Source organism: Spirosoma arboris (assembly GCF_009754945.1).
Lineage (GTDB): Bacteria > Bacteroidota > Bacteroidia > Cytophagales > Spirosomataceae > Spirosoma > Spirosoma arboris.
In genome coordinates this window covers 354431-375069 of sequence record NZ_WPIN01000006.1, presented here as the reverse complement: position 1 = coordinate 375069, position 20639 = coordinate 354431, and the positions used below count along the sequence as shown (strand labels likewise).

At 47.7% G+C, this 20639-nt stretch carries 9 protein-coding genes; all 9 read right to left on the bottom strand.

All coding sequences use genetic code 11. The annotated features are described in order from the left end of the window. Positions 1 to 35: 35 nt before the first annotated feature. Positions 36 to 2735, bottom strand: a complete 2700-nt coding sequence (locus GO755_RS18490; protein WP_157586719.1) for a c-type cytochrome — start codon at positions 2733 to 2735, stop codon at positions 36 to 38. 357 nt (positions 2736 to 3092) lie between these two features. Further along, positions 3093 to 4610 (bottom strand): RagB/SusD family nutrient uptake outer membrane protein, encoded by a 1518-nt coding sequence (locus tag GO755_RS18485; protein ID WP_157586717.1) that lies wholly within the window; start codon positions 4608 to 4610, stop codon positions 3093 to 3095. A 97-nt stretch (positions 4611 to 4707) separates the two neighbouring features. Then, positions 4708 to 7926 carry a SusC/RagA family TonB-linked outer membrane protein gene (locus GO755_RS18480; protein WP_157586715.1) on the bottom strand — a complete coding sequence of 1073 codons (3219 nt, stop codon included), beginning with the start codon at positions 7924 to 7926 and terminating at the stop codon, positions 4708 to 4710. 257 nt (positions 7927 to 8183) lie between these two features. Then, the gene (locus tag GO755_RS18475) at positions 8184 to 10370 is read right to left on the bottom strand and encodes a c-type cytochrome domain-containing protein (RefSeq protein ID WP_157586713.1); all 2187 of its coding nucleotides are present in this window, start codon (positions 10368 to 10370) and stop codon (positions 8184 to 8186) included. 101 nt (positions 10371 to 10471) lie between these two features. Next, entirely contained in the window at positions 10472 to 11926 is a 1455-nt protein-coding gene (locus GO755_RS18470; protein WP_157586711.1) for a DUF1501 domain-containing protein, read from the bottom strand. Positions 11927 to 12041: 115 nt separating this feature from the next. After that, the gene (locus tag GO755_RS18465) at positions 12042 to 14354 is read right to left on the bottom strand and encodes a PSD1 and planctomycete cytochrome C domain-containing protein (RefSeq protein WP_394351033.1); all 2313 of its coding nucleotides are present in this window, start codon (positions 14352 to 14354) and stop codon (positions 12042 to 12044) included. A 61-nt stretch (positions 14355 to 14415) separates the two neighbouring features. Further along, complete coding sequence (locus tag GO755_RS18460; RefSeq protein WP_157586708.1) at positions 14416 to 15852, bottom strand: DUF1501 domain-containing protein; 1437 nt, start codon at positions 15850 to 15852, stop codon at positions 14416 to 14418. 242 nt (positions 15853 to 16094) lie between these two features. Continuing rightward, positions 16095 to 18461, bottom strand: a complete 2367-nt coding sequence (locus tag GO755_RS18455; RefSeq protein ID WP_317165906.1) for a DUF1549 domain-containing protein — start codon at positions 18459 to 18461, stop codon at positions 16095 to 16097. A 40-nt stretch (positions 18462 to 18501) separates the two neighbouring features. After that, complete coding sequence (locus GO755_RS18450) at positions 18502 to 20637, bottom strand: bifunctional aldolase/short-chain dehydrogenase (RefSeq protein WP_157586706.1); 2136 nt, start codon at positions 20635 to 20637, stop codon at positions 18502 to 18504. Between the last annotated feature and the right edge of the window lie 2 nt (positions 20638 to 20639).

Genomic DNA, 20639 nt, shown 5'->3' with positions numbered 1-20639 from the left:
TTTCCACCGAAACGGCAGTCTCTCCGCGCTACTTATCATTTGCCTTTCGATCCCGATTTATATACATCATTTGCCTGATTACCACCCGATTTCAGGTAAGCAATCAAGTCTTTCAATTCATCAGGATTCAGACTGTTGATCAGACCAGGCAACATAATCGAAACCGTTGAATTCTTCTTCGAGGCCACGCTGCTTTTCTGAATCTTCCGAGTTTGATCGGGCGCAAATGGATTCTGTGAAATCGTATAGCTTGTCTTATCTTCACTAAGCTGGCGTCCTAACACAGATTCACCGTTTTTCAGCGTGAAAATGGTAGACACATACTGATCAGAAATGGCTTTATCGGGGTTAATGATAGCTTCCAATATGTCTTTATTGGAAAAACGAGTACCCAGTTGTGTCAGGTCGGGGCCAATATCGCCACCTTGTCCACCCATCGAATGGCAGCGGCTGCACAAAACGGCCGAATAGATTTTTTGACCAGTAGCAAAGTCTCGTGTTCCAGTTCCACTGTCGACAATAGCAACCGCTTTGTCCAATTTCCATTGACGGCCAGGCCCTTTAGTCGAGTAATCGCTCACAAAATCGTTACCCGATGCGGTCAGTAAATCCGCACCCGACAGCTTGTTGTATTTTTCAAACTGTTCCTTAGGAACATGAGCCAGTGCCAGTTTCCGCGCCCGATCAATGAATCCAACGTAGCTTCGACCTCCCTGGAATTTGAACGCATTAGCAAACCAGGCGAAGTATTTATTACGCAGTTCGGGTGTCCAGCCTGTATCCTCCCGGCTCAACATAACGGCATAAAATGTCTGCTGTAATGGTGGTACTTTCTCCAACATCTTGGCAATATCCAATCCGTATTGCGGGTTACGCAAAATCAGGTCAGATGAGGCCGTTGATGTTTCGAGACCAAGATCATGGCTACCAGGTTCATCTTTTATATCCATCAAGGCCAAGGTCTTGTTAACCACACCCGGGGCTTCCAGCGAAATCAATACTCGGCTCAGCCCTCGATTCATCAAAGCCGTCTTAGCAGGATAGTGGGGATTTAGGTAAGCAATTACCTTATCCCGGTCGGCACCTTCGGGCATACCCATCCGTAGGAAAACCAGTTCAAACGCACGACATAAATCGAATTGCTGTGACTCGGGCAATTGGTCGTATTTAATTTTCACCAATGCGTTCAATAGCTGGCTTTTCTGAGCAGGATTACCCTGACGGGCCAATGCAATAGCTGATTGGGTCAGGCGTTGCGGATCGGTTTCGGCAAATACCTTATCCTGCCATTGCGCTACAGGCTGATGTTCAACCGCAATACGGGCAGCATAGCGTACAAATCGGTCAGGATGACTCAGATTAGGCCAGGCAGCCGCAACAGCTGCGGGATTAGGCCCTTTATGATACTCTTCCAGTTGTGTTCTAAGCTGATGTTCCTTCGTAATAACAGGTGCTTTGGCAACTGGCGTTACAGATTCAGTGCCAGTATATGTAATCCGGTATAAATCTGACTCCAGACGGCGGCCACCAGTCAGAAAATAAAGGGCACCATCAGGGCCGATCATACCATCGGTCAATGGAAGTGGCGAGCCCGAAATAAATTCTTCGCGCTCTGCTTCGTAGGATGCGCCCTTTGGTTTCAGATGAACTGAATAAATAATCCCAAAGCTCCAGTCAAAGGCCAGTAACGATTGTCGATATCTCTCCGGGAATCGTGCATTACTCGCATACAGCAAGTTCGTAGGCGATCCCTGACCAATGTTCAGAACAGGAGGCAAATTATCGGGACTGGCTGGAAGCCATTTGCCATTACCAGTACGCCAGCCAAATTCACCACCACTGGTAGCATGACAAATACGAGTTGGACGATACCAAGGCAAACCAAAATCCCACTCCATGTCCGAATCATAAGCAAACATATCGCCCGCTTCATTGAAAGCAATATCAAACGCATTCCGGAAACCAGCGGTTATCAGCTCCCAGCGCTTTCCTTCCGGATCAATATTAGCAATCCAGCCACCAGGAGCCATCCGATCGTTGGCGTGCCCGCGTGGGTCTTTTATTTGGGGGAACAGATTATCTTCTTTCCAGTTAGACGGCAAGCGATAGGCATCCATTTGAGGCACATCAGTGTGGTTCCCCGCAATGACGTATATGGACTTCCCATGGGGAGCGAGCTTCATACTGTGTGGACCATGTTCGCCCTCCTGCCCTTTTAACTCTTTCAGTAAGGTGATCGTCTCGAACTGATCGTCGCCATTGGTATCCTGAAGGCGATATAGTCCTGTGGGTTTCTCAAATTTTTTGTTTGGCCGGTTATTCACCATAACATACAGGCTATTGAAGGCATATAATAAGCCTTGCGCATAGCCCATGCTAACCGTTGTATCGCCGGGTTGGAGAACGCCAATTTTCAGTTTCTCAATTTTAGGCTGTTGTGATCCAGAACCGATGGGCGGCAACTCTAGACGATACAAAAATCCGTACTGATCGGAGGTGATCATTCGTCCTTTATCGTCGAATGCCATAGCTACCCAAGACCCTTGTTTATTGTCAGAGGGGCTATAGAGGTGTTCCGCTTTGAAACCGGGTAACAGTTTCAGTTTGTCAAGCTTGGGATTGTCGGCCTGGGATGCTTCGGATGTCACCCCGCTCATGTTGACCCAGGAGGCTCCAATCAGAACGATGGCCGAAACGGCAAGCATCAACTTGGCTGGTCTGTAGGTAAAAAACATAATCGTATTGAGTAAGTAAGTTAATATCGATGCCTAATGGCGGTTAGTCGGACTGATAAAGCGGCTTATATGCGTATAAAGCGCCGATATAGGGCAATATACCGGCTTAATACAGGATGGTATGAGAAAGAAAAGAAGCAGAGCCGAAACGATTCTGCTTCTATTGATTTAGTCTTACCAACCTATGTTTAACTAAATAACTGTTTAGGTATGTATACCGCTGGCACAGGAAAAATGACTACCAGACGTATACATAAATTTCAGATTGATTCGGGTCACTAAGTTGTCCAGTCGGCGTGACCCCGATGGAGTCACACCGATTTGACACATACTTAGTTTTATTACTGAATGTAAAAATTAGAAATTGGGTGTTAGGGCAGCCTCAACCGCTGGCAGTCCATAATAATCATCTAAAACCGTAAAGGCGTTTGGCGGAGGAACAGCTCCAGCTGGGAAATAATACGCTGCTGGATTAGCTTTCACCTTAGCACCATAGGCACCAATGATCTCCTTCACGCGGCCTGTTCTGGTCAAATCGAACCAGCGCTTGTTTTCGAAGGCCAGTTCAACACGTCTTTCTTTGAATATAGCTTCCCGCATATCGGCCTGAGCTGATGCTGTGGTAGCCGCCAAACCTGCGCGAGTCCGTACCTGATTTATATAGGTTGCAGCCTCGCCGGTTTTACCCTGCTCGTTTAACGATTCTGCTAAAAACAACAGTACTTCGGCATAGCGATAAACAGGCCAGTTCTGACCGGTATTCTGATTCAGCGAATGGGGCCGGGCGTATTTTTTGATATACGGATAGTTTTTGTCGGCTCGCAGACTTCCGCTTAAAAGAACGGTTCCGATAGAAATATCTTTCCGCTTATCACCGGTTTCGTAGGCTGCAATCAGATCCGGTGTCGGAATGTTATTACTCTCCTGCGAAGTAGGCTGCGGGTTCGATGTTCCCGTAATTGGTGCGATCTCCGCTGCAGAGATTGGAGAGGGCAGAAACCGGTAAATCTGGTTACCATTATATCCGGCCGAGCCTTCCATATACTGAATCTCAAAAATAGATTCCGCATTATTCTTATTCGTACTGGTGTACGAAAACGCATCGTTATAATCCGGCATCAGTTTATAGATATCGTTCGTAACAATATCTTTCAGTATCGCTTCAGCCTGCGCCCATTTTTTCTGTGTGATATACAGGTTTGCCAACAGAGTTTTAGCTGCTCCAGACGTTGCCCGACCTGGGTCCTGAGTCGCTTTCTTCGGCAAAGCGGTGCTGGCAGCCAGTGCATCTTTTTCGATTTGTGTATAAAGCGCATCCGTTGTGGCCAGCGGCAAAGCAGCATCTTCCCGACCAGTAATAGGCACTAAGTGCAGCGGTACTTTACCGAACAAACGGACCAGATCGAAGTAGGCAAAGGCTCGTAGGAATAAAGCCTGCCCTTTCAGATTGTTTTTTGAGGCATCGGAAGCGAACGTTAGCCCAGCGCCGTCGATAAGTGCCAAAATCTGATTGGCACGGGCAATAATCACATAATTTAAGCGATACTGCACCAGTACGTTGTCATTGGCAGTAACACCATTCGCCGTTGGAACGGCAAAATCAGCTACGTTTTCGGTTGGGTCAACAGCCCCATAGAGTGTATTACGGGCATAATATGTATTGTCGGAGTGCATTTCCTCCAAAACCCACGCACGCTCGTTATACATCTGCCGGAAGGGTACATAAGCCCCATTGACAGCCTGCTGAAAGTCGGCTTCGGTCTTAAAAAACGTGGCCGAACTCAGTGCTGTTTCGGGGACCACGGTCAGGAAATCTTTGCTGCAACCGGTTAAGGCAAGTGCTAAAAGCCAGGTCGCTATATGTTTACGTTTCATATATTCAGAATGATTTATAGGTCATTGACTGATTATTGAGTTATCATTTGATTGTAATTACCTGAATGACAACTCAATGATCAGCAATGAGAATGAACTAAAAGTTTAGGTTAACGCCCATTGTATACGTGCGTGGAACTGGGTAGTTCGAGAAATCAACACCCTGGCTCAAGTTGTCACCAGGTCCATCGCCAGCACCGTTACCGCTAGTTTCCGGATTAGGACCACCCCAGTATTTCGTGAATATATAGACCTGTTGAATCGACGCATATACTCGAGCTGACTTGAAGAGTTTATTGACTGCTCCGATGTTGTAGCCCATCGTTATGTTTTTGATGGTGAAAAATGACGCATCAGCCAGGAACTGCGAACTATGCCAGTCACGCTCAATACCCGTGTAGTTACCACCGTTGTTTGTCGCCCCAAACATACCCGCTCCCTGAGTAATTACATTCGTCGCTACCCCAACACCGTTAACCATGGTATTTTGAACCCGGAAACGGTCTTTTACGCCTTCAACCATGTTGAACACAGCATCCAGATTAGCCGTACTGTACAAATGGCGTACCCAGAGTTGGTTGCCGTAAGAGCCAGAACCTGTAATCGAGAAATCGAAATGGCCGTATTTCAGATCATTGGTAATCCCGTATGTGAACTTAGGGAATGGACTTCCAAGAATGGTCCGGTCATCAGCATCACCACCGTTCGTAATAATTCCATCGCCGTTTATGTCCTTAAACTTGATGGTACCAATAGCCGAACGACCTGGAATGATGGGGGAACTCTTAAGTTCTTCAGCACTTGTGTAATAGCCCTCTTTAACTAAACCATAGAATTGGCCGAAGGGCTTTCCAACCTGCGTAATGTGGAAGCCTGTGCCACCATATACGCGGTCGATACCAGGAGCCAGCGAGACAACCAGGTTACGGTTGAACGAAATGTTGGCATTGGTAGTCCATTTCAGTTTACCCACTGAGTTTTTGGTTGTCAGCGAGAATTCATGCCCCCAGAACTTGATTTCGCCAATGTTGTCATTGAAGTTCGTGAAGCCCGATTCCTGTGGAACCTGTACGGCATAGAGCAGGTTCGTCGTACGTTTTGTATAAAAATCGTAGATGAACTGGATACGGTCGTTCAACAAACCCAGATCAAGCCCTATGTCAAACTGCTTGGTTGTTTCCCAACCTAGGTTTGGGTTAGCCAACGACGTAACGACAGCTCCCGTAGCCACTGTGCTACCAAATACGGCATTCGTTGTATTGTTCACCAACGCATACGACGTGTAGTTACCGATGTTGTTATTACCGATTACGCCATAACTAGCCCGAACTTTGGCAAACGAAACCGGCAGAACCGTTTTCATGAAATCTTCATCTGATAATACCCAACCTACTGAAGCCGATGGGAAGGTACCAAACTGGTTATTTGCGCCAAATCGAGACGAACCATCTGTTCGAACAGCCGCGGTGAATAGGTATTTACCTTTATAATTATAGGTCAGGCGAGACAGGTAAGAGGTCAATGTCCATTGGTTGACACCATTCGACGTATTTGAGCCACTTCGATCTATGTTAAGCGCCCCCTGAATCGTTGGCAGCCGGTCATCCGCATATGTATTGGCCTGGATACGGCTGGACTCCTGTCGATAAAACTGATTGGTAAAACCAGCCAGCAGCTCAAAGTTGTGGTCGTTAAAGCTACGGGTATAAGTCGCCAGGTTTTCGTTCAACCAGGATGTATTCTCAGTGCTCTGACGAATCGAGACAGCCGTGGTTGGAATAGGCACGTTGATGGCGCTGGTAGCCGTCGACGGGTTAAAGAAGAAGAATTTAGAATTTTGGTATTCGATGTTCATCGTCGACCGGAGGGTTAACCCAGTAATCGGCCGATATTGTATATAAGCGTTCGCCAGCAGGTTCGTATTCTTGGTTTCGTTGATCAGCTCGGTAGCAGCTCGCACCCAGTTCGGATACTGGAAAATATTACCTGTACTAGCCGGAAACTGGTTGAATTTGGTCAACTGTCCATTGGCATCGTAAATAGGCATAACTGGCCATGTATGCAGCGCGTTAAATAAAATCCCGGTTCCGCGGTCACCATCTGTCCGAGGTGTATTGTCGTATACATAGGAAGGGGCTACGTTAAAACCAACTGTTACCCGATCCGATATATTATAATTTGAGTTCAGACGCAGCGAATACCGTTTGTATTTGTTATTCAGTACCACACCATCCTGATTCAGGACACCCGCTACCAACGATGTATTGGCTTTGCCTGTATTGTTGGAAACACTCAGGTTGTAGCTCTGAATGGGAGCTACACGCAGCAAAGCATCATACCAGTCGTTATTTTTCCCTTCGTATTGAGACGGGTTTTGAAACTCGACCGGTACAGGCTGCAACTGATCTTCGTAATATTCTTTCTTGAACTGAGCGAACTCAACGGCGTTCAGCATTTTCACCCGACCTTTCATCGGTACCTGCTGTACACCCGCAAACGTATTAAAGCTAATGTTTGTCTGACCAGGTTTTCCTTTTTTAGTGGTGATCAGTACAACTCCGTTGGCTGCCCGCGAACCGTACAGCGAAGTTGAAGCGGCATCTTTCAAAATCGAAAGATCTTCAATCTCATCGGGGTTAAGTTGGGCGATGTTCCCCGTTATCGGGAAACCATCTACTACGTAAAGAGGGTCACTACCAGCCGAAACTGACACCTGGCCCCGAATACGGATACTAATACCCTGACCAGGTTTACCAGTAGCCTGGTTGATTTGAACCCCCGCCAGTCGACCCTGTAATTTCTGACCAATCTGCGAAACTGGTAAATCTTTAATTTCTGCTGCACTTACGGTTTGCACAGCACCCGTAATTTCCTTCTTGATCTGGCTACCGTAGCCAACTACAACCACTTCATTTAGGGTCTGATCATCTGGAGTCAGTGTTACATTTATCGACGTTTGATTGCCGACAACTACTTCTTTCCGACCATACCCAACAAAGCTAAATACAAGCGTCGAACTGGCACCAGGCGCTACAATTTTAAAGCTGCCCGTGGCATCTGTATTGGTACCTTGTGTAGTGCCCTTTACAATGACGCTTACGCCGGGCAAGGCGGTTCCCTTCTCATCGACCACTTTACCTGAAACCGTAACATCTGCGATTGCTGCCGATCTAAGGCTTGAAGCTGGCGTGTTTCGCGCCAGGAACTCTGTGGGACGAGGGAGGTCTTTTTGTAGGACATCTTTGGGCACCTGAGCGAAGCTCGTAAAAGAGCCTGTCAGTAGGCATAGTGCCACCAACTGATAAAGTTTTTTCATAAAAGTATTAGATAGGTAATAAGGTTAGCTCGACCAACTGTCCTGAGGAAAAGTCAGTTTCATGGCCAAATATTACCAATCAACTACCATTAACTTTCCCATACCTACCCACACTTCGTACAATTATTTATAAAAATTATCTATAATCTATTTATTAATTGGTTCAGTGGTTCGTAAACAAGCGATTAGCTGAGCCTATCCAATGGGCACATTATAAACTGAACCATAAAAATATATGGAGAATAAACAGGATAACGCTAGTTGATAAACACCTCATCAACAAGCAATAAGGCGTTGTTCCCTTTATTCGGATGCCAGTCGGGGATCTGCTTGACAGGCTTTGCTATAATTTTCAGAAAGGATACGGTTTGCGGCTTAAATCGGCATTCTACCGCTTTCAATATAGGAGGGATTTTCTTAGTAGGTTGCTCGGGCTTGAGCGTACCTAGTAGTTTCATTTGATCTCGGCTGGAACCACCCCAAACTTCAACTACACTCGGTGGAAAAATACTAGTCTCCTCCTCAACCATGACGCGTAGGGCAACCGAACTTACCGTGATAGGCTTTTTAAATTCTGACACCAAAGCCATGTCATTTTTCCTGAATCCTGCCCAGTTGTTGGCCCAGGCCGGACTGTTGGCATTGAACGTACCAAGCCTACCATCGAAAAACGTATGGGCACCATCTGCCTGGTGAACGGGATTTAAGGGCATGAGCAAATTCACGCTATCAGGCTTGAGACTGCTTTTGTAAAAATCGAAGGTGGCAACATTGCTCCCAAACCAACCTGTTTTATAGGCCTTTGCTTTTACCAGCGTCGGTTGAGTAAGTACGGTTTGCCCATTGAACACTGAGGAATGGATACTATCGGGTTCAGTACCATCGGTCGTATAGCGGATTTGAACGCCTTTGATGGGGTGTTTTAGTTGCAAAACAAGCGACTGACCGAATATGGTTGAGCTGTTTTTTACTTGTGGTGGGTTCAACTTAATGGGCTCACTACTAGCACCATCGAATCCGGCAATGAATTGAATGCCTTTGTTCGATTTTTGCAATTGCGCTATTTGGGCAGTTGTCAATCCCGTATTCCAAACCGCCAGGGTCTTCAGCTGTTTAAAGGCACCAAGCTGCTTTTGTAAGGCTTCAAACGTCACACTCGTACCCGCCAACGATAGCATTTGCAACTGTTTTAAGGAGGTAAGGTCGCCTAAACCAGCGCCTGTAATATCGGTAAAATTGAGATCTAGCTTTTGAAGATTGTCAAACTCACTGACACGTTTTAAATCAGCGTCTTTCACTGGCATTTTATTGAGATTCAGATATACGATCTGCTGTTTAACCGGGCTTAATTCTGTTATTTTTTCAGCGGTAAAGGCTGCTTTATTATAGAGATTGACTGCCAGCGCAGGCGACTCCTTTGCTAATGGAGCAACTGTGCGATAATCATTATTCAGGCTTTTAACTGTTTCCTCATCGGCCGCATCAAAATCAAACTCCTCGACCTGTTCACTGGGTTTAAATAAGCCAGTCGCTATGAAGCGCAATGAGTCGTTAGCTGGTAAGTCGATTACGCGCTTTTTAACGTCGGCGTTCTCTTTTACCCACAACGCTAACAAGGTCATTTCCTGTGGTGTAAGCTGAGTTTTCCCAGACGGCGGCATATGCTTCTTTTCGTCCAGAGGCAGGTGAATCCGTTGCAATAGCAAGCTGACATCAGGCTTTCCGGCTACGAATAATTTACCCGTTTTACCCCCTTTCAGCATAGCCTCAACCGACGCAAGGTTCAGTTGTCCCTTCAGTTTGTCGGGATTGTGGCAACTGATGCACTTTTGCTCAAAAATGGGCTGAATTACATTGGCATACACAAGCGCCTTATCGAGCGAAACAGGTTCCGGCTTAAACTGGCTGCTAAGCGGCTCGAAGAGAAAGTTATCGCCGTGAGTTAAGGTGGCTCCGTAATGCCCTGCTCCTATCAAAAAGATAACTGTTGTCAACGCTCCAACTTGGGCAATCCGAGCATTATACCATCGCTTGTTACGTATCCAGTAGACAAGCGAGGCCAGAAAAAAAATGCCCACGCCTGTCCATTTGTGCCACAGAAGCGCCTGCCCGCTATAGCCGTCTTCCTTGGATAGAAACAAGCCCATAATAACCGTAACCCCAGCCGACAAAGCCCCAATAAGCAATAGACCGCTCAGAAAATCTCGGTAAAACTCCGAGACAGCAGGGTTCGCCGTCTTGGCTATACGAAAGCGAAAAGCCTCCATAATCATAGCCAGCAACAGAATCACAATCGGGAAATGAAGCAACAACGGATGCATTCGTCCCAACGGTTGCAGCCAGAGAGGTACGACGAATCTGTCGTTGAACAGCAATAAAAATAAGATGAAGATTGTCGCGGCAAATAACGCCTGTTCCGCCAATCCAATCAGCCGTTTATTCATAAAGAATATTTTTGACAGGATTTACAGGATGAACAGGATTTAAAAAGAGAATTAGAAAATCCTGTTTATCCTGTAAATCCTGTCGAAAAGAAAAAACTTTGTCACGCAATAATATCATGCACGACTTTCCCAGAAACATCCGTCAACCGATATCGACGGCCCAGGTGTTTGAAAATCAGCTTCTCATGGTTGAGGCCCATTTGATTGAGTACAGTAGCCTGAAAATCATGCACATGAACAGGATCTTTGACAATATTATACCCCATTTCATCGGTTTCACCATACACGATGCCGGGTTTGATGCCACCACCTGCCATCCAGATCGTGAAGCATCGAGGATGGTGGTCACGACCATAATTGTCTTTGGTCAGTTTGCCCTGCGTATAGCTGGTGCGTCCAAATTCACCGCCCCAAATTACCAATGTTTCATCCAGTAATCCTCGCTGTTTGAGGTCAGTCACTAATGCCGCTGATGCCTGATCGACATCTTTAGCCTGTTTGGCGATCTCAAATGGAAGATTCCCATGCTGATCCCAACCCTGGTGGTACAATTGAACAAAGCGAACCCCATTTTCGGATAGTTTTCTGGCCAAGAGACAGTTGGCGGCAAAAGTGCCAGGAACCAGGCAATCGGGGCCATAGAGTTTGATAATATCGTCTGGCTCTTTCGATAAATCCATGACTTCGGGAACGGCTGTTTGCATCCGATAAGCCATTTCGTACTGCTTCACCTTAGCGGTTATCTCCGGATCACCGAACTCCTGATACGATAAGTCATTAAGCTGAGCCAGATTATCGAGCATATCCCGACGATCCTGCCGGTTCATGCCATCCGGGTCGCGGAGATACAAAACGGGATCTTCGCCCTTACTGAACTGAACGCCCTGATGAATGGAATCCAGAAACCCATTCGACCATAGTTTGGAGTAAACACCTTGCCCATTACCAATTCCCCGCGACAGTAATACGGTAAAATTGGGCAGGTTTTTATTTTCGTTACCGAGTCCATAGCTCAACCAGGAACCCATACTAGGTCGGTTTCCCTGCTGCGAACCCGTCTGCAAAAACGTGAGCGCCGGGTCGTGGTTAATAGCCTCAGTAAACATGGATTTCACAATGCAGAGGTCATCCACGATTTTGGCCGTATACGGAAACAAATCACTAACCCACGCCCGTGATTGACCATACTGCTTGAAATCGACAAACGAGCCTACTAATGGGAATTGCTTTTGGTTGGCCGTCATACCCGTAAGGCGCTGAGTTCCCCGAACTGAAGGGGGTATCTCCTGCCCCATCATTTCCCGCAGTTTGGGCTTGTAATCAAACAACTCCTGTTGCGAAGGCGCGCCATTCTGGAACAGATAAATCACCCGTTTTGCCTTTGGAGCAAAATGTGGGATTCCGGGCGTTAGCCCATCTTCGTCCATCCCGTTTCCGCTAAACAGATCAGGAATCAGCAACGAACCCAGGGCCGCGCTGCCTAATCCCAAACTCAGTCGGGACAAGAAGCGACGCCGGTTAAAATTCAGACCGTGTTCGAGAATTTCTTTTTCCATAACAGTAAACGATTATTCGGCAAGATTTAGAGCCGGGCCGCCGAAGCGGATAAAACAGGATTTTCTCATTCACTTTTTAAATCCTGTTTTATCCTGTAAATCCTGTCGAAAATTCTTATGACTTTGTAATGGTTTCTTCCAGATTATAAATGGTCGTCACAACCCGCATCAAGGCAGCAAGTTTCATCTTGTCAATCCGCGCAGGAATCGGGTATTCGCCAATGGCCAATGATTTCTCCGCACTGGCTGGCGTAAGTTTTTTCAGTTCCTTTTCGTAGTAGACCGTCAACAGATCAGTTTCTTTTTCGTTTGGTTTTCGACTTACGATCAGTCGAAAGGCTTTACTGATTTTATCGTTGACACCACTGTTTTCCTGCAATAGCCGGGCTGCTAATACGCGTGATGCTTCTAGTACGGTTGGGTCGTTGAGCATCACCAAAGCCTGCAAAGGTGTGTTGGTTTTCAGTCGCCTGACTTCGCAGAGGTCGCGGTTACTGGCATCGAAAATCGCCATTGAGGGTGGTGGAACTGTTCGCTTGATTAACGTATACATACCCCGTCGATATAGGCTTGAACCATGATCCTGATTGTAAGCCGAAAGCAGTCCACGTCCCGACGTAGCACCTTCCCACAAGCCCGCAGGCTGATAAGGTTTCACACTTGGGCCACCGATGGTTGGGTTTAGCAAACCGCTGCTGCTCAGCACTAAATCTTTGACAAACTCGGCATGAATCCGGTAACGGGGACCGCGTGCCAGCAGTACATTATCAGGGTCAGTCGCTAATTTTTCGGGCGTAATCACTGCCGATTGCCGATACGTTGCCGATGTGACCATCTGTTTAACCAGCCGTTTGATATCCCAGCCGTGATCCATAAAATCGACAGCTAGCCAATCGAGCAAAGCGGGGTGAGTGGGTAGATCGCCCTGCATCCCGAAATCACCGGAAGTTTTCACAATGCCTTTTCCAAAAAACTCCTGCCACAAGTGATTAACATAAACTCGGGCCGTAAGCGGGTTTTTCTTGTCGAACAGCCATTTGGCCAATCCCAGCCGATTTTTGGGATAGCTAGGATCGAACGGAAGAATAGCTTTGGGCGTTCCGACCTGAACTTCTTCGCCGGGTGCATCATAGGCACCCCGCTTGAGTACGAAGGTTTTACGGGTCGTATCCAGATCACCCATGACCGATACGATCAGGCGATTGGTGTCCCGCTTATTCACGAACGACAAGATGCTTTGAATGTCCTCATCGCAAATTTCCATCAGTGGTTTCTTGGCATACGTATCAGGGCCGCCAATAACCGATTCGATACCTACCTCCTTCACATTGTTGAAAAATGCAAAGAGCTGGTAATATTCTTTATGCGAAAACGGATCGTATTTATGGTCATGACAGTGCGCGCATTCGATAGTTACGCCCAGTAAGCCTTTGCCGAACAGGTCATTTCGATCAGTCACGTACATCGTCCGGTACTCCTCGGGAATGGTGCCTCCTTCTTCGGTTATTTTGTGATTTCGGTTGAAGCCTGTAGCGAGCAATTGCTCCTTCGTTGAATTAGGCATCAGATCTCCCGCCAATTGCCAGGTGACGAAATCGTTGTAATGCATGTTTTTGTTGAACGCATGAATTACCCAATCTCGCCAGGGCCATTGTGTACGGTAGCCATCATCCTGATACCCATGCGAATCGGCATAGCGCGCCAGATCCAGCCAGTGTAGGGCCATTTTCTCTCCATAAGCCGGATTTTTCAGTAACTGATCGACAACTTTTTCGTAGGCATTGGCGCTCTTGTCGGCCAGAAAACTATCCATCAATTGCAGGCTAGGTGGCAAACCGACCAGATCCAGACTCAACCGTTTCAGTAGTCGTTCTTTATCAGCCTCGTCATTAGGCGTTAGGCCTTTTTCTTCCTGTTTTTGCAGGATAAAATAATCGATTTCGTTCCTGGGCCAATCGGTCTGTTTTACTTGTGGAATTGCTGGTTTCCTGGGGGCTACAAACGACCAGTGTTTTTCGTACGTTGCTCCCTGCTGAATCCACTTTTCGATCAGTTTTATTTCACGAGCCGATAGTTTCAGGTTCGACGAAGGCGGGGGCATCATAACAGACGTATCGGGCGAACTAATCCGCAAAAACACTTCCGACATTTCGGGTTTTCCGGGCACCAGAGCATGCGCCGACGGATGTTCTTTCAGAGCTTTATAGGCACTTTCGGCCATATCAAGCCGCAAGCCAGCTTCACGTTTGTTGGCGTCGGGTCCATGACAAGCCAGGCATTTATCGGACAGAATTGGCCGGATATCGAAGTTATAGCTAACCATCTCCGGAATAGCCTCCGATCCAGTATGATTACCCGAACTAGTCGTGCAGGATTGTACGTACCATACAAACCCTGCAATTACAGCCAGCAAATAGTATCGACTCATTCGCATATCGACGATTTGTTTGGTGATAGCGCGAGGCTCCAGCCTCGTGCCGACTATGCCATCAGATCAGCAAATCCATAACGGGTTTGCCTAAGCCATCTGGAGTTGAATAAAACGGGCGCTTTTCGACTTCGTAGTGCGTATCTGGTGGAATACCCAAAGCGTGATAAATCGTTTGATGAATCCCATCAATATGCACCGGATTCTCAATGGTTTTGCAGGGGCGTTCATCGGCAGTTTTGCCGTAGACGAAGCCCTTTTTTATGCCTCCACCAAACATCAGAATGGAGCACCCGTCTGTAAAATGGCGATGCATACCATAGAATTTAAGATCGGAGAGAATATCCGGCTGATTGACCTGTTCCAGTACTTTGGCCCCTGGTCGACCTTCCACCATCATATCGCGGCTAAATTCGCTGGCCAGTATGACAATGGTACGATCCAAATGTCCGGTTTTGTCCAGATCTTTAATGAGTTGCGCAATGGGACCGTCGATCTGTTTTTTCATATCTTCCAGACGTGTATGGCCATTTTCGTGCGTGTCCCAGCCTTTAAACGGCTCATATTCTGTCGTCACGCTGATGAATCGGGCACCCTGTTCGGTGAGTCGTCGGGCAAGTAAACAACCCAGACCGAACTTACCCGTATTGTAGATATCGTAGCTGGCTTTGGGTTCCTGACTCAAGTCGAACGCCTTTGCTTCGGGGGAATTGAGAAGCATATACGCCTGCTCCATCGACCGTTTGAGCGACTCTTTCTGATAATCACTGCCAAACTCACCCATCGGGCCGCTACTGATCAGGTCGTTATACAGTTGGTTCCGTCGCTCAAATCGTTTCGCATCCATCCCAACGGGCGGTCGAACACTTTCCAGACCCTGACTCGGATCGGGAATAAAGAACGGGCCGAATTCATTTCCTAGAAAACCCGCCGTATGGAATGCCTTGAGTTCTTCGGCTTCGCCCACCGTAAACCGTTGACCAATATCGACAAAGGCAGGAATTACTGGGTTCTTCGGACCAAGTTCTTTGGCTATCCACGAGCCCAGATGTGGAGCGGCTACCGTTTGGGGTGGTTCATAGCAAGTGTGCCAGTGGTATTGATGGCGCGAGTGCAGAATATGCCCCATATCGGCAGCTACGTACGACCGAATCAGTGTTCCCTTGTCCATAACTTTGCCAATGGATTCGAGCCCTTCCGAGAAATGAATGCCGTCCAAAACTGTTGGCACTGATTTAAACGTACTTAGCACCCGGTTACCTTCCATGCCCTTCACAAAAGGCGTGTAGCGTTTGGGGTCAAAGGTTTCTGTATGCGCCATGCCACCCGCCATCCAAAGCAGAATTACCGTATCAGCCGTTCCGTTTGTCTGACCCGGTTTCTTTGACGGACTACAGCTTGACAACAGACTCGACATGGGAGCACCAGCCGCAAAAGCGGCCATTGTAGCCGCGCTTGTTTTTTGCAGAAACTCCCGTCTATTCCAGTACGTTTTCATTTCGTTGTGCTCTCCAAAGTACCTCAGCCTGCGGCTTGTGGATTAGGTAGTTATAAGGTACAAGGTGTTATTTTTTACTTTCCGTCCTCGCTTGGCTTCGCCGAGTAGAACGGAGATTTTCCTAAGATGGCAGTTACTTATAACTGCCATCTTAGGTTTCTCAAAACCTATAAGTGCGGACAGTAGGTTTTGAGAAACCTCACGGTGTCAGGTTGAAGAACCTGACACCACGTCTAGAAAACTCAATAAATCAATTGAAATTCAGGGTGCAGGCTAATGGCCCAAACCAAATCCTGAATACCTTCTGTAGTCGGATTTTTGCCGACAATTTTCTGGGCAATGACTAACTCGTTTGGCTTTGGCCCTCGCCCTAAAGCTTTCCAGTACAGATTTTTCACCAACGCATCTGGTGTTGGATAGGTGGCTTTCCATTGCTGGGCACCCCGTTTGAGTGCGTCATTAAATTTCTCGCCGTTGGTGAGTTCAAGCGCTTGTAACAGGTTTGCCTGCGATGACCGACTGGTGCTAACCGTTTCGCGATTCGGGCGACCCAGCGCTGTTAGAAATGGATCGTTTTTAACCAGCGATGCTCGTGGAAACGGCATTTCCTCCTTCAGTTGTTTCGGAAACTGCTTCTCCACTATGGAGGTATCCACGTAGATCGGACTGAACGCCAGACTCACCGCATCGGCAAACTGCTCGGCAGTAAGCCGACGACGTACCATACCCTGAAACACGAAATTGGGAGACGTAATCAGGTCAGCATCTTTAAGACCAACCGAGGGCAACTGGTACGTTCTGGAAGTCAGAATTGTGAACATCAGTTTCTTGATGTCATAGCCATTCGTGGCAAAGTCAGACGCCAGCCAGTCAAGCAAATCCTGGCTCCAGGGTTCGTTGTCCATCATATCGACGGGTTCGATAATACCCCGGCCCATCACCTGCGCCCAAATTCGGTTCACAACGGTGCGATACAACCGACCATCTTTGGGCTGCACCAGAAAATTAGCCAGTTCTTTGAGTCGTTCGTTGGTAGTTGCTTTACCGTTGATTGTTCCCAGCTTCTCAAAAATAATCCTGGTTCCGGCTAGTTTACCAGTAGGTTTATCACAACGATTGATTTCCAACGTTGTGTCAGCGAATATGTTGGCGAAAGCGTAGGCATCAGCCAGTTTCCAGTCGCTGATAAAACTATCGTGGCAGGAAGCGCATTTCAGGTTCAGGCCCAGCAATACCTGCGATACGTTTTGTGCCGCCTGCATCTCCGTCCGCTGGCTCGAATTGATGGTACCGCGCCACTTAATGCCTTTAATAAAACCCGCCGACTGTTTGGTTGGGCTGACGAGTTCCCGGACAAATTGGTTATACGGTTTATTCGTTTTCAGCGATGTATACAGCCAGTTTGTAATATCGAACCGACCACCGGTGATGTAGCCGGTTCCAGTATAATCATTACGAAGCGCATCGTTCCAGAATGTAAGCCAGTGCTGCGCGTAATCGACATTTCTGCCAAGTAGTTCTTTTACCAGAAGCTCCCGTTTGTCCGGTCGGGGATCGGCCTCAAAGGCTTTCAGTTTTTCGGGTGATGGCAATAAACCCACAACATCCAGATAAACCCGACGCATGTATGTTCTGTTGTCTACTACGTTCTTCCAGGCAAGTTTATGTTGCTGAAAATAGACGTTGACAAACCGATCGATGGGATTCGTAATGCCAGCTGGAGCATCAGGCAAAGCTGGCATGCGAGGTTCCAGATCAGCCACTCGATAAATGCTTTTTTCGGCACCATTGGGCCAGGGTGCACCCTGTTGAATCCAGAATTCAAGCAGTGCGATGTCATGGTCGGACAGCCGCTTTCCTTTGGTGGGCATGGCATCGTCGTTACCCGCTGGGAGTTTGATACGTCGGATAATATCACTTTTTTCGGGGTGACCAGCGACCAGAATCTCGCCATCTTCCCCGCCTTTCATAATAAACTCCTTCTTATCCAACCGCAACTCGCCTTTGGTTTTGGTCGCACTATGGCAACTGTAGCAATTGTGTGCCAGAATAGACCGTACTTCCAGATTTAAATCACCAATCTGTTTGTCAGTCAAGGGCTGCCCAGTAGTCGCACTAGCGAAAACGAATTGTGAATTTCCCGAGACTGGGTTGCTGCTTCCTCCTTTGCCAACCGGTAACACACTACTTAAATAGTCGTCGCCGTGGGTGAGCATAACACCATAATGCCCTGCCAGACTAACACCTACAACCGTCACAATCAACAAACCTCGATACAGCTCCAATCGACCGCTTCGCAGGGCGAGCACGGTACCTATCGCCAGTACCATCGTTACTAATCCCAACCATTGGTGAATAGTTACTGTACTCCCGCCGTAATCGTCCTGATTCACTAACAGCAGGCCCAGAGCTGCGGCTATCACCGAACTGATAGCCCCAATCCAGACCATTGCCCGGATGCCCGCCTGCATATCGGTTGATTTGCGAAACCAACCGACAGCTTCGAGCAGCAAAGCGATGCACAAAAGACCAACCGGAAAATGAACGATCAGCGGATGTAAACGGCCCAGAAATTGCCAGAGCCAGAACGATTCGGTTAAGATTGTTATCACGTTAAAATAAGTACGCCAAGCCTCTAATTTACTACCATTACCTGACAAAAGCCATGGCTACGCCCCCATCCACATTGAGTACATTACCAGTCGATTTGTTCAGCAAGCCATTCACAAAGGCAAGGCAGGCATTGGCAATATCGTCGGGTAAAATGATCTCATTGAGCAAGGTTCGCTTGGCATAGTAAGCAGGCAATTCGGCGACGGTGACGCCATAGGCTTTGGCGCGTCCTTCGGCCCAGGCACCGGCCCAGATTTTAGAATCCGAAATAACAGCATCCGGGTTAACCACGTTGACGCGAATATGATCTTTGCCCAGTTCAGCGGCATTCAATCGGCTGAGGTGCAATTGAGCCGCTTTTGCCGAACCGTAGCCCGCATTGTTCGGCCCAGAGACTAATGCGTTTTTGCTAACAATATTCAGCACATCACCACCCAAATCCTGTTTTCTCATCACGGCAACGCCTTGCTGGGTGACTAAAAACTGCCCCTTCACCAGAACATCGTACAGCAAATCCCAATCCGCTTCGGTGTGTTCCTCAATGGGCTTGGAGATTGACAAACCTGCACAGTTGACCACAATATCGACGCCCCCAAAGGCCAGGCAAGCAGTTTTATACGCGCCTGCAATTGCGTCGGCACTGGTCACATCGAGCAGGGCTGTAGTGTGCGTGTCTCTGCCGTACTGCTTCTTAAATTCGTTTTTGGCCGAGGCTAGCCGATCGGCGTCATTATCGTTGATAACAACGCAGGCCCCTTCGTCCGCAAACTTTTTAGCAATGGCCTTCCCAATGCCCCCCGCACTGCCCGTAATAAGGGCGATTTTGCCTGTCAGTGGTTTGGGTTTGGGCATTCGCTGGAGCTTAGCTTCCTCCAATAGCCAATACTCAATATCGAAAGCTTCCTGTCGGGGAAGAGATGTGTAGCTCGAAATCGCTTCGGCCCCCTTCATCACATTGATAGCATTGATATAAAATTCTGCCGCTACACGAGCCGTTTGTTTGTCCTTCGCGAAGGTGAACATACCCACTCCCGGCCAGAGAATAACGACCGGATTTTTATCACGAATGGCAGGTGAATTTGGGTGTTTACACGTATCATAATATTCCTGATACATATCTCGGTAAGCCTCGAACGCAGGCGTCAACGTCTCCCGAATAACAGTAGCATCGGTTACGTCCTGATCGGGAGCTAGCTCTAGCACAAGCGGGCTGATTTTGGTTCGCAGAAAGTGGTCTGGGCAACTGGTACCCATTGGGGCCAGTCGGTCGAGGTCGGCCGAGTTGATAAATTCCAGCACCCGATCATCGTCCGTAAAATGCCCAATCATACGGTTCTGGCTCGAACACAATCCCCGCAGAACGGGAGCTAACTCAGCCGCCTGTGTTTGCCGAGCCTCTTTTGGCAATGATTCACGAATTGATCCACCAAATTGAGCACCTTTTTTCGTGTAGCTATCTTCCAGAAATTGGGCGCAGGTTTCGATAACGTCCAGAGTGTTTATATAACTCTCATACGATGTATCGCCCCAGGTGAACAGGCCATGCGAGCCGAGCATAATGCCCCGAATACCAGGATTTTCAGTGATGCATTGTTCCAGTTTTAGGCCCAGATCAAAACCCGGCCGTTGCCAGTCGACCCAGCCAATAGTCCCTTTGAATAATTCTTCCGTAATACGTTTACCGTCTTTGGCAGCTGCAATGGCAATGGCTGCATCGGGATGGAGGTGGTCAATGTGTTTATAAGGCAAAAATCCGTGTAGAGGTGTGTCGATAGAAGGAGCTTTGGAGGCTAAATCGAAAATGCTATAGTTGAACAACTCAACCATTTCGTCTTCAAATTCCAGGCCCCGGTATACTTCTTTAAGACTATGCAGCCTGTTCATATATAAAGCTGCCAGTCCACCACGTGTGAGGGTACCAATATCCCCTCCGGAGCCTTTTATCCACATGACTTCAGTAGGCTTTCCGGTCAATGGGTCTCGGGAAATGGTTTTGCAGGATGTATTGCCTCCGCCGTAGTTAGTAAGCCGTAAATCGGCTCCTAATAAATTGGAACGATAAAGTAGTAGGGCGACTTCCTGTTCCTGTGGGTTAGCATTAGCCAGGGAGGCCGCTTTTTCTTCATCCCATAAGTAACTGACGTGTCGATAGTCTTTAATGGTAGATAGCATAA

What these genes read in the sequence shown, in the direction of transcription:
- GO755_RS18490 (WP_157586719.1), bottom strand. Translation starts at nt 2,735, where the DNA reads ATGTTTTTTACCTACAGACCAGCCAAGTTGATGCTTGCCGTTTCGGCC.
- GO755_RS18485 (WP_157586717.1), bottom strand. Translation starts at nt 4,610, where the DNA reads ATGAAACGTAAACATATAGCGACCTGGCTTTTAGCACTTGCCTTAACC.
- GO755_RS18480 (WP_157586715.1), bottom strand. Translation starts at nt 7,926, where the DNA reads ATGAAAAAACTTTATCAGTTGGTGGCACTATGCCTACTGACAGGCTCT.
- GO755_RS18475 (WP_157586713.1), bottom strand. Translation starts at nt 10,370, where the DNA reads ATGAATAAACGGCTGATTGGATTGGCGGAACAGGCGTTATTTGCCGCG.
- GO755_RS18470 (WP_157586711.1), bottom strand. Translation starts at nt 11,926, where the DNA reads ATGGAAAAAGAAATTCTCGAACACGGTCTGAATTTTAACCGGCGTCGC.
- GO755_RS18465 (WP_394351033.1), bottom strand. Translation starts at nt 14,354, where the DNA reads ATGAGTCGATACTATTTGCTGGCTGTAATTGCAGGGTTTGTATGGTAC.
- GO755_RS18460 (WP_157586708.1), bottom strand. Translation starts at nt 15,852, where the DNA reads ATGAAAACGTACTGGAATAGACGGGAGTTTCTGCAAAAAACAAGCGCG.
- GO755_RS18450 (WP_157586706.1), bottom strand. Translation starts at nt 20,637, where the DNA reads ATGCTATCTACCATTAAAGACTATCGACACGTCAGTTACTTATGGGAT.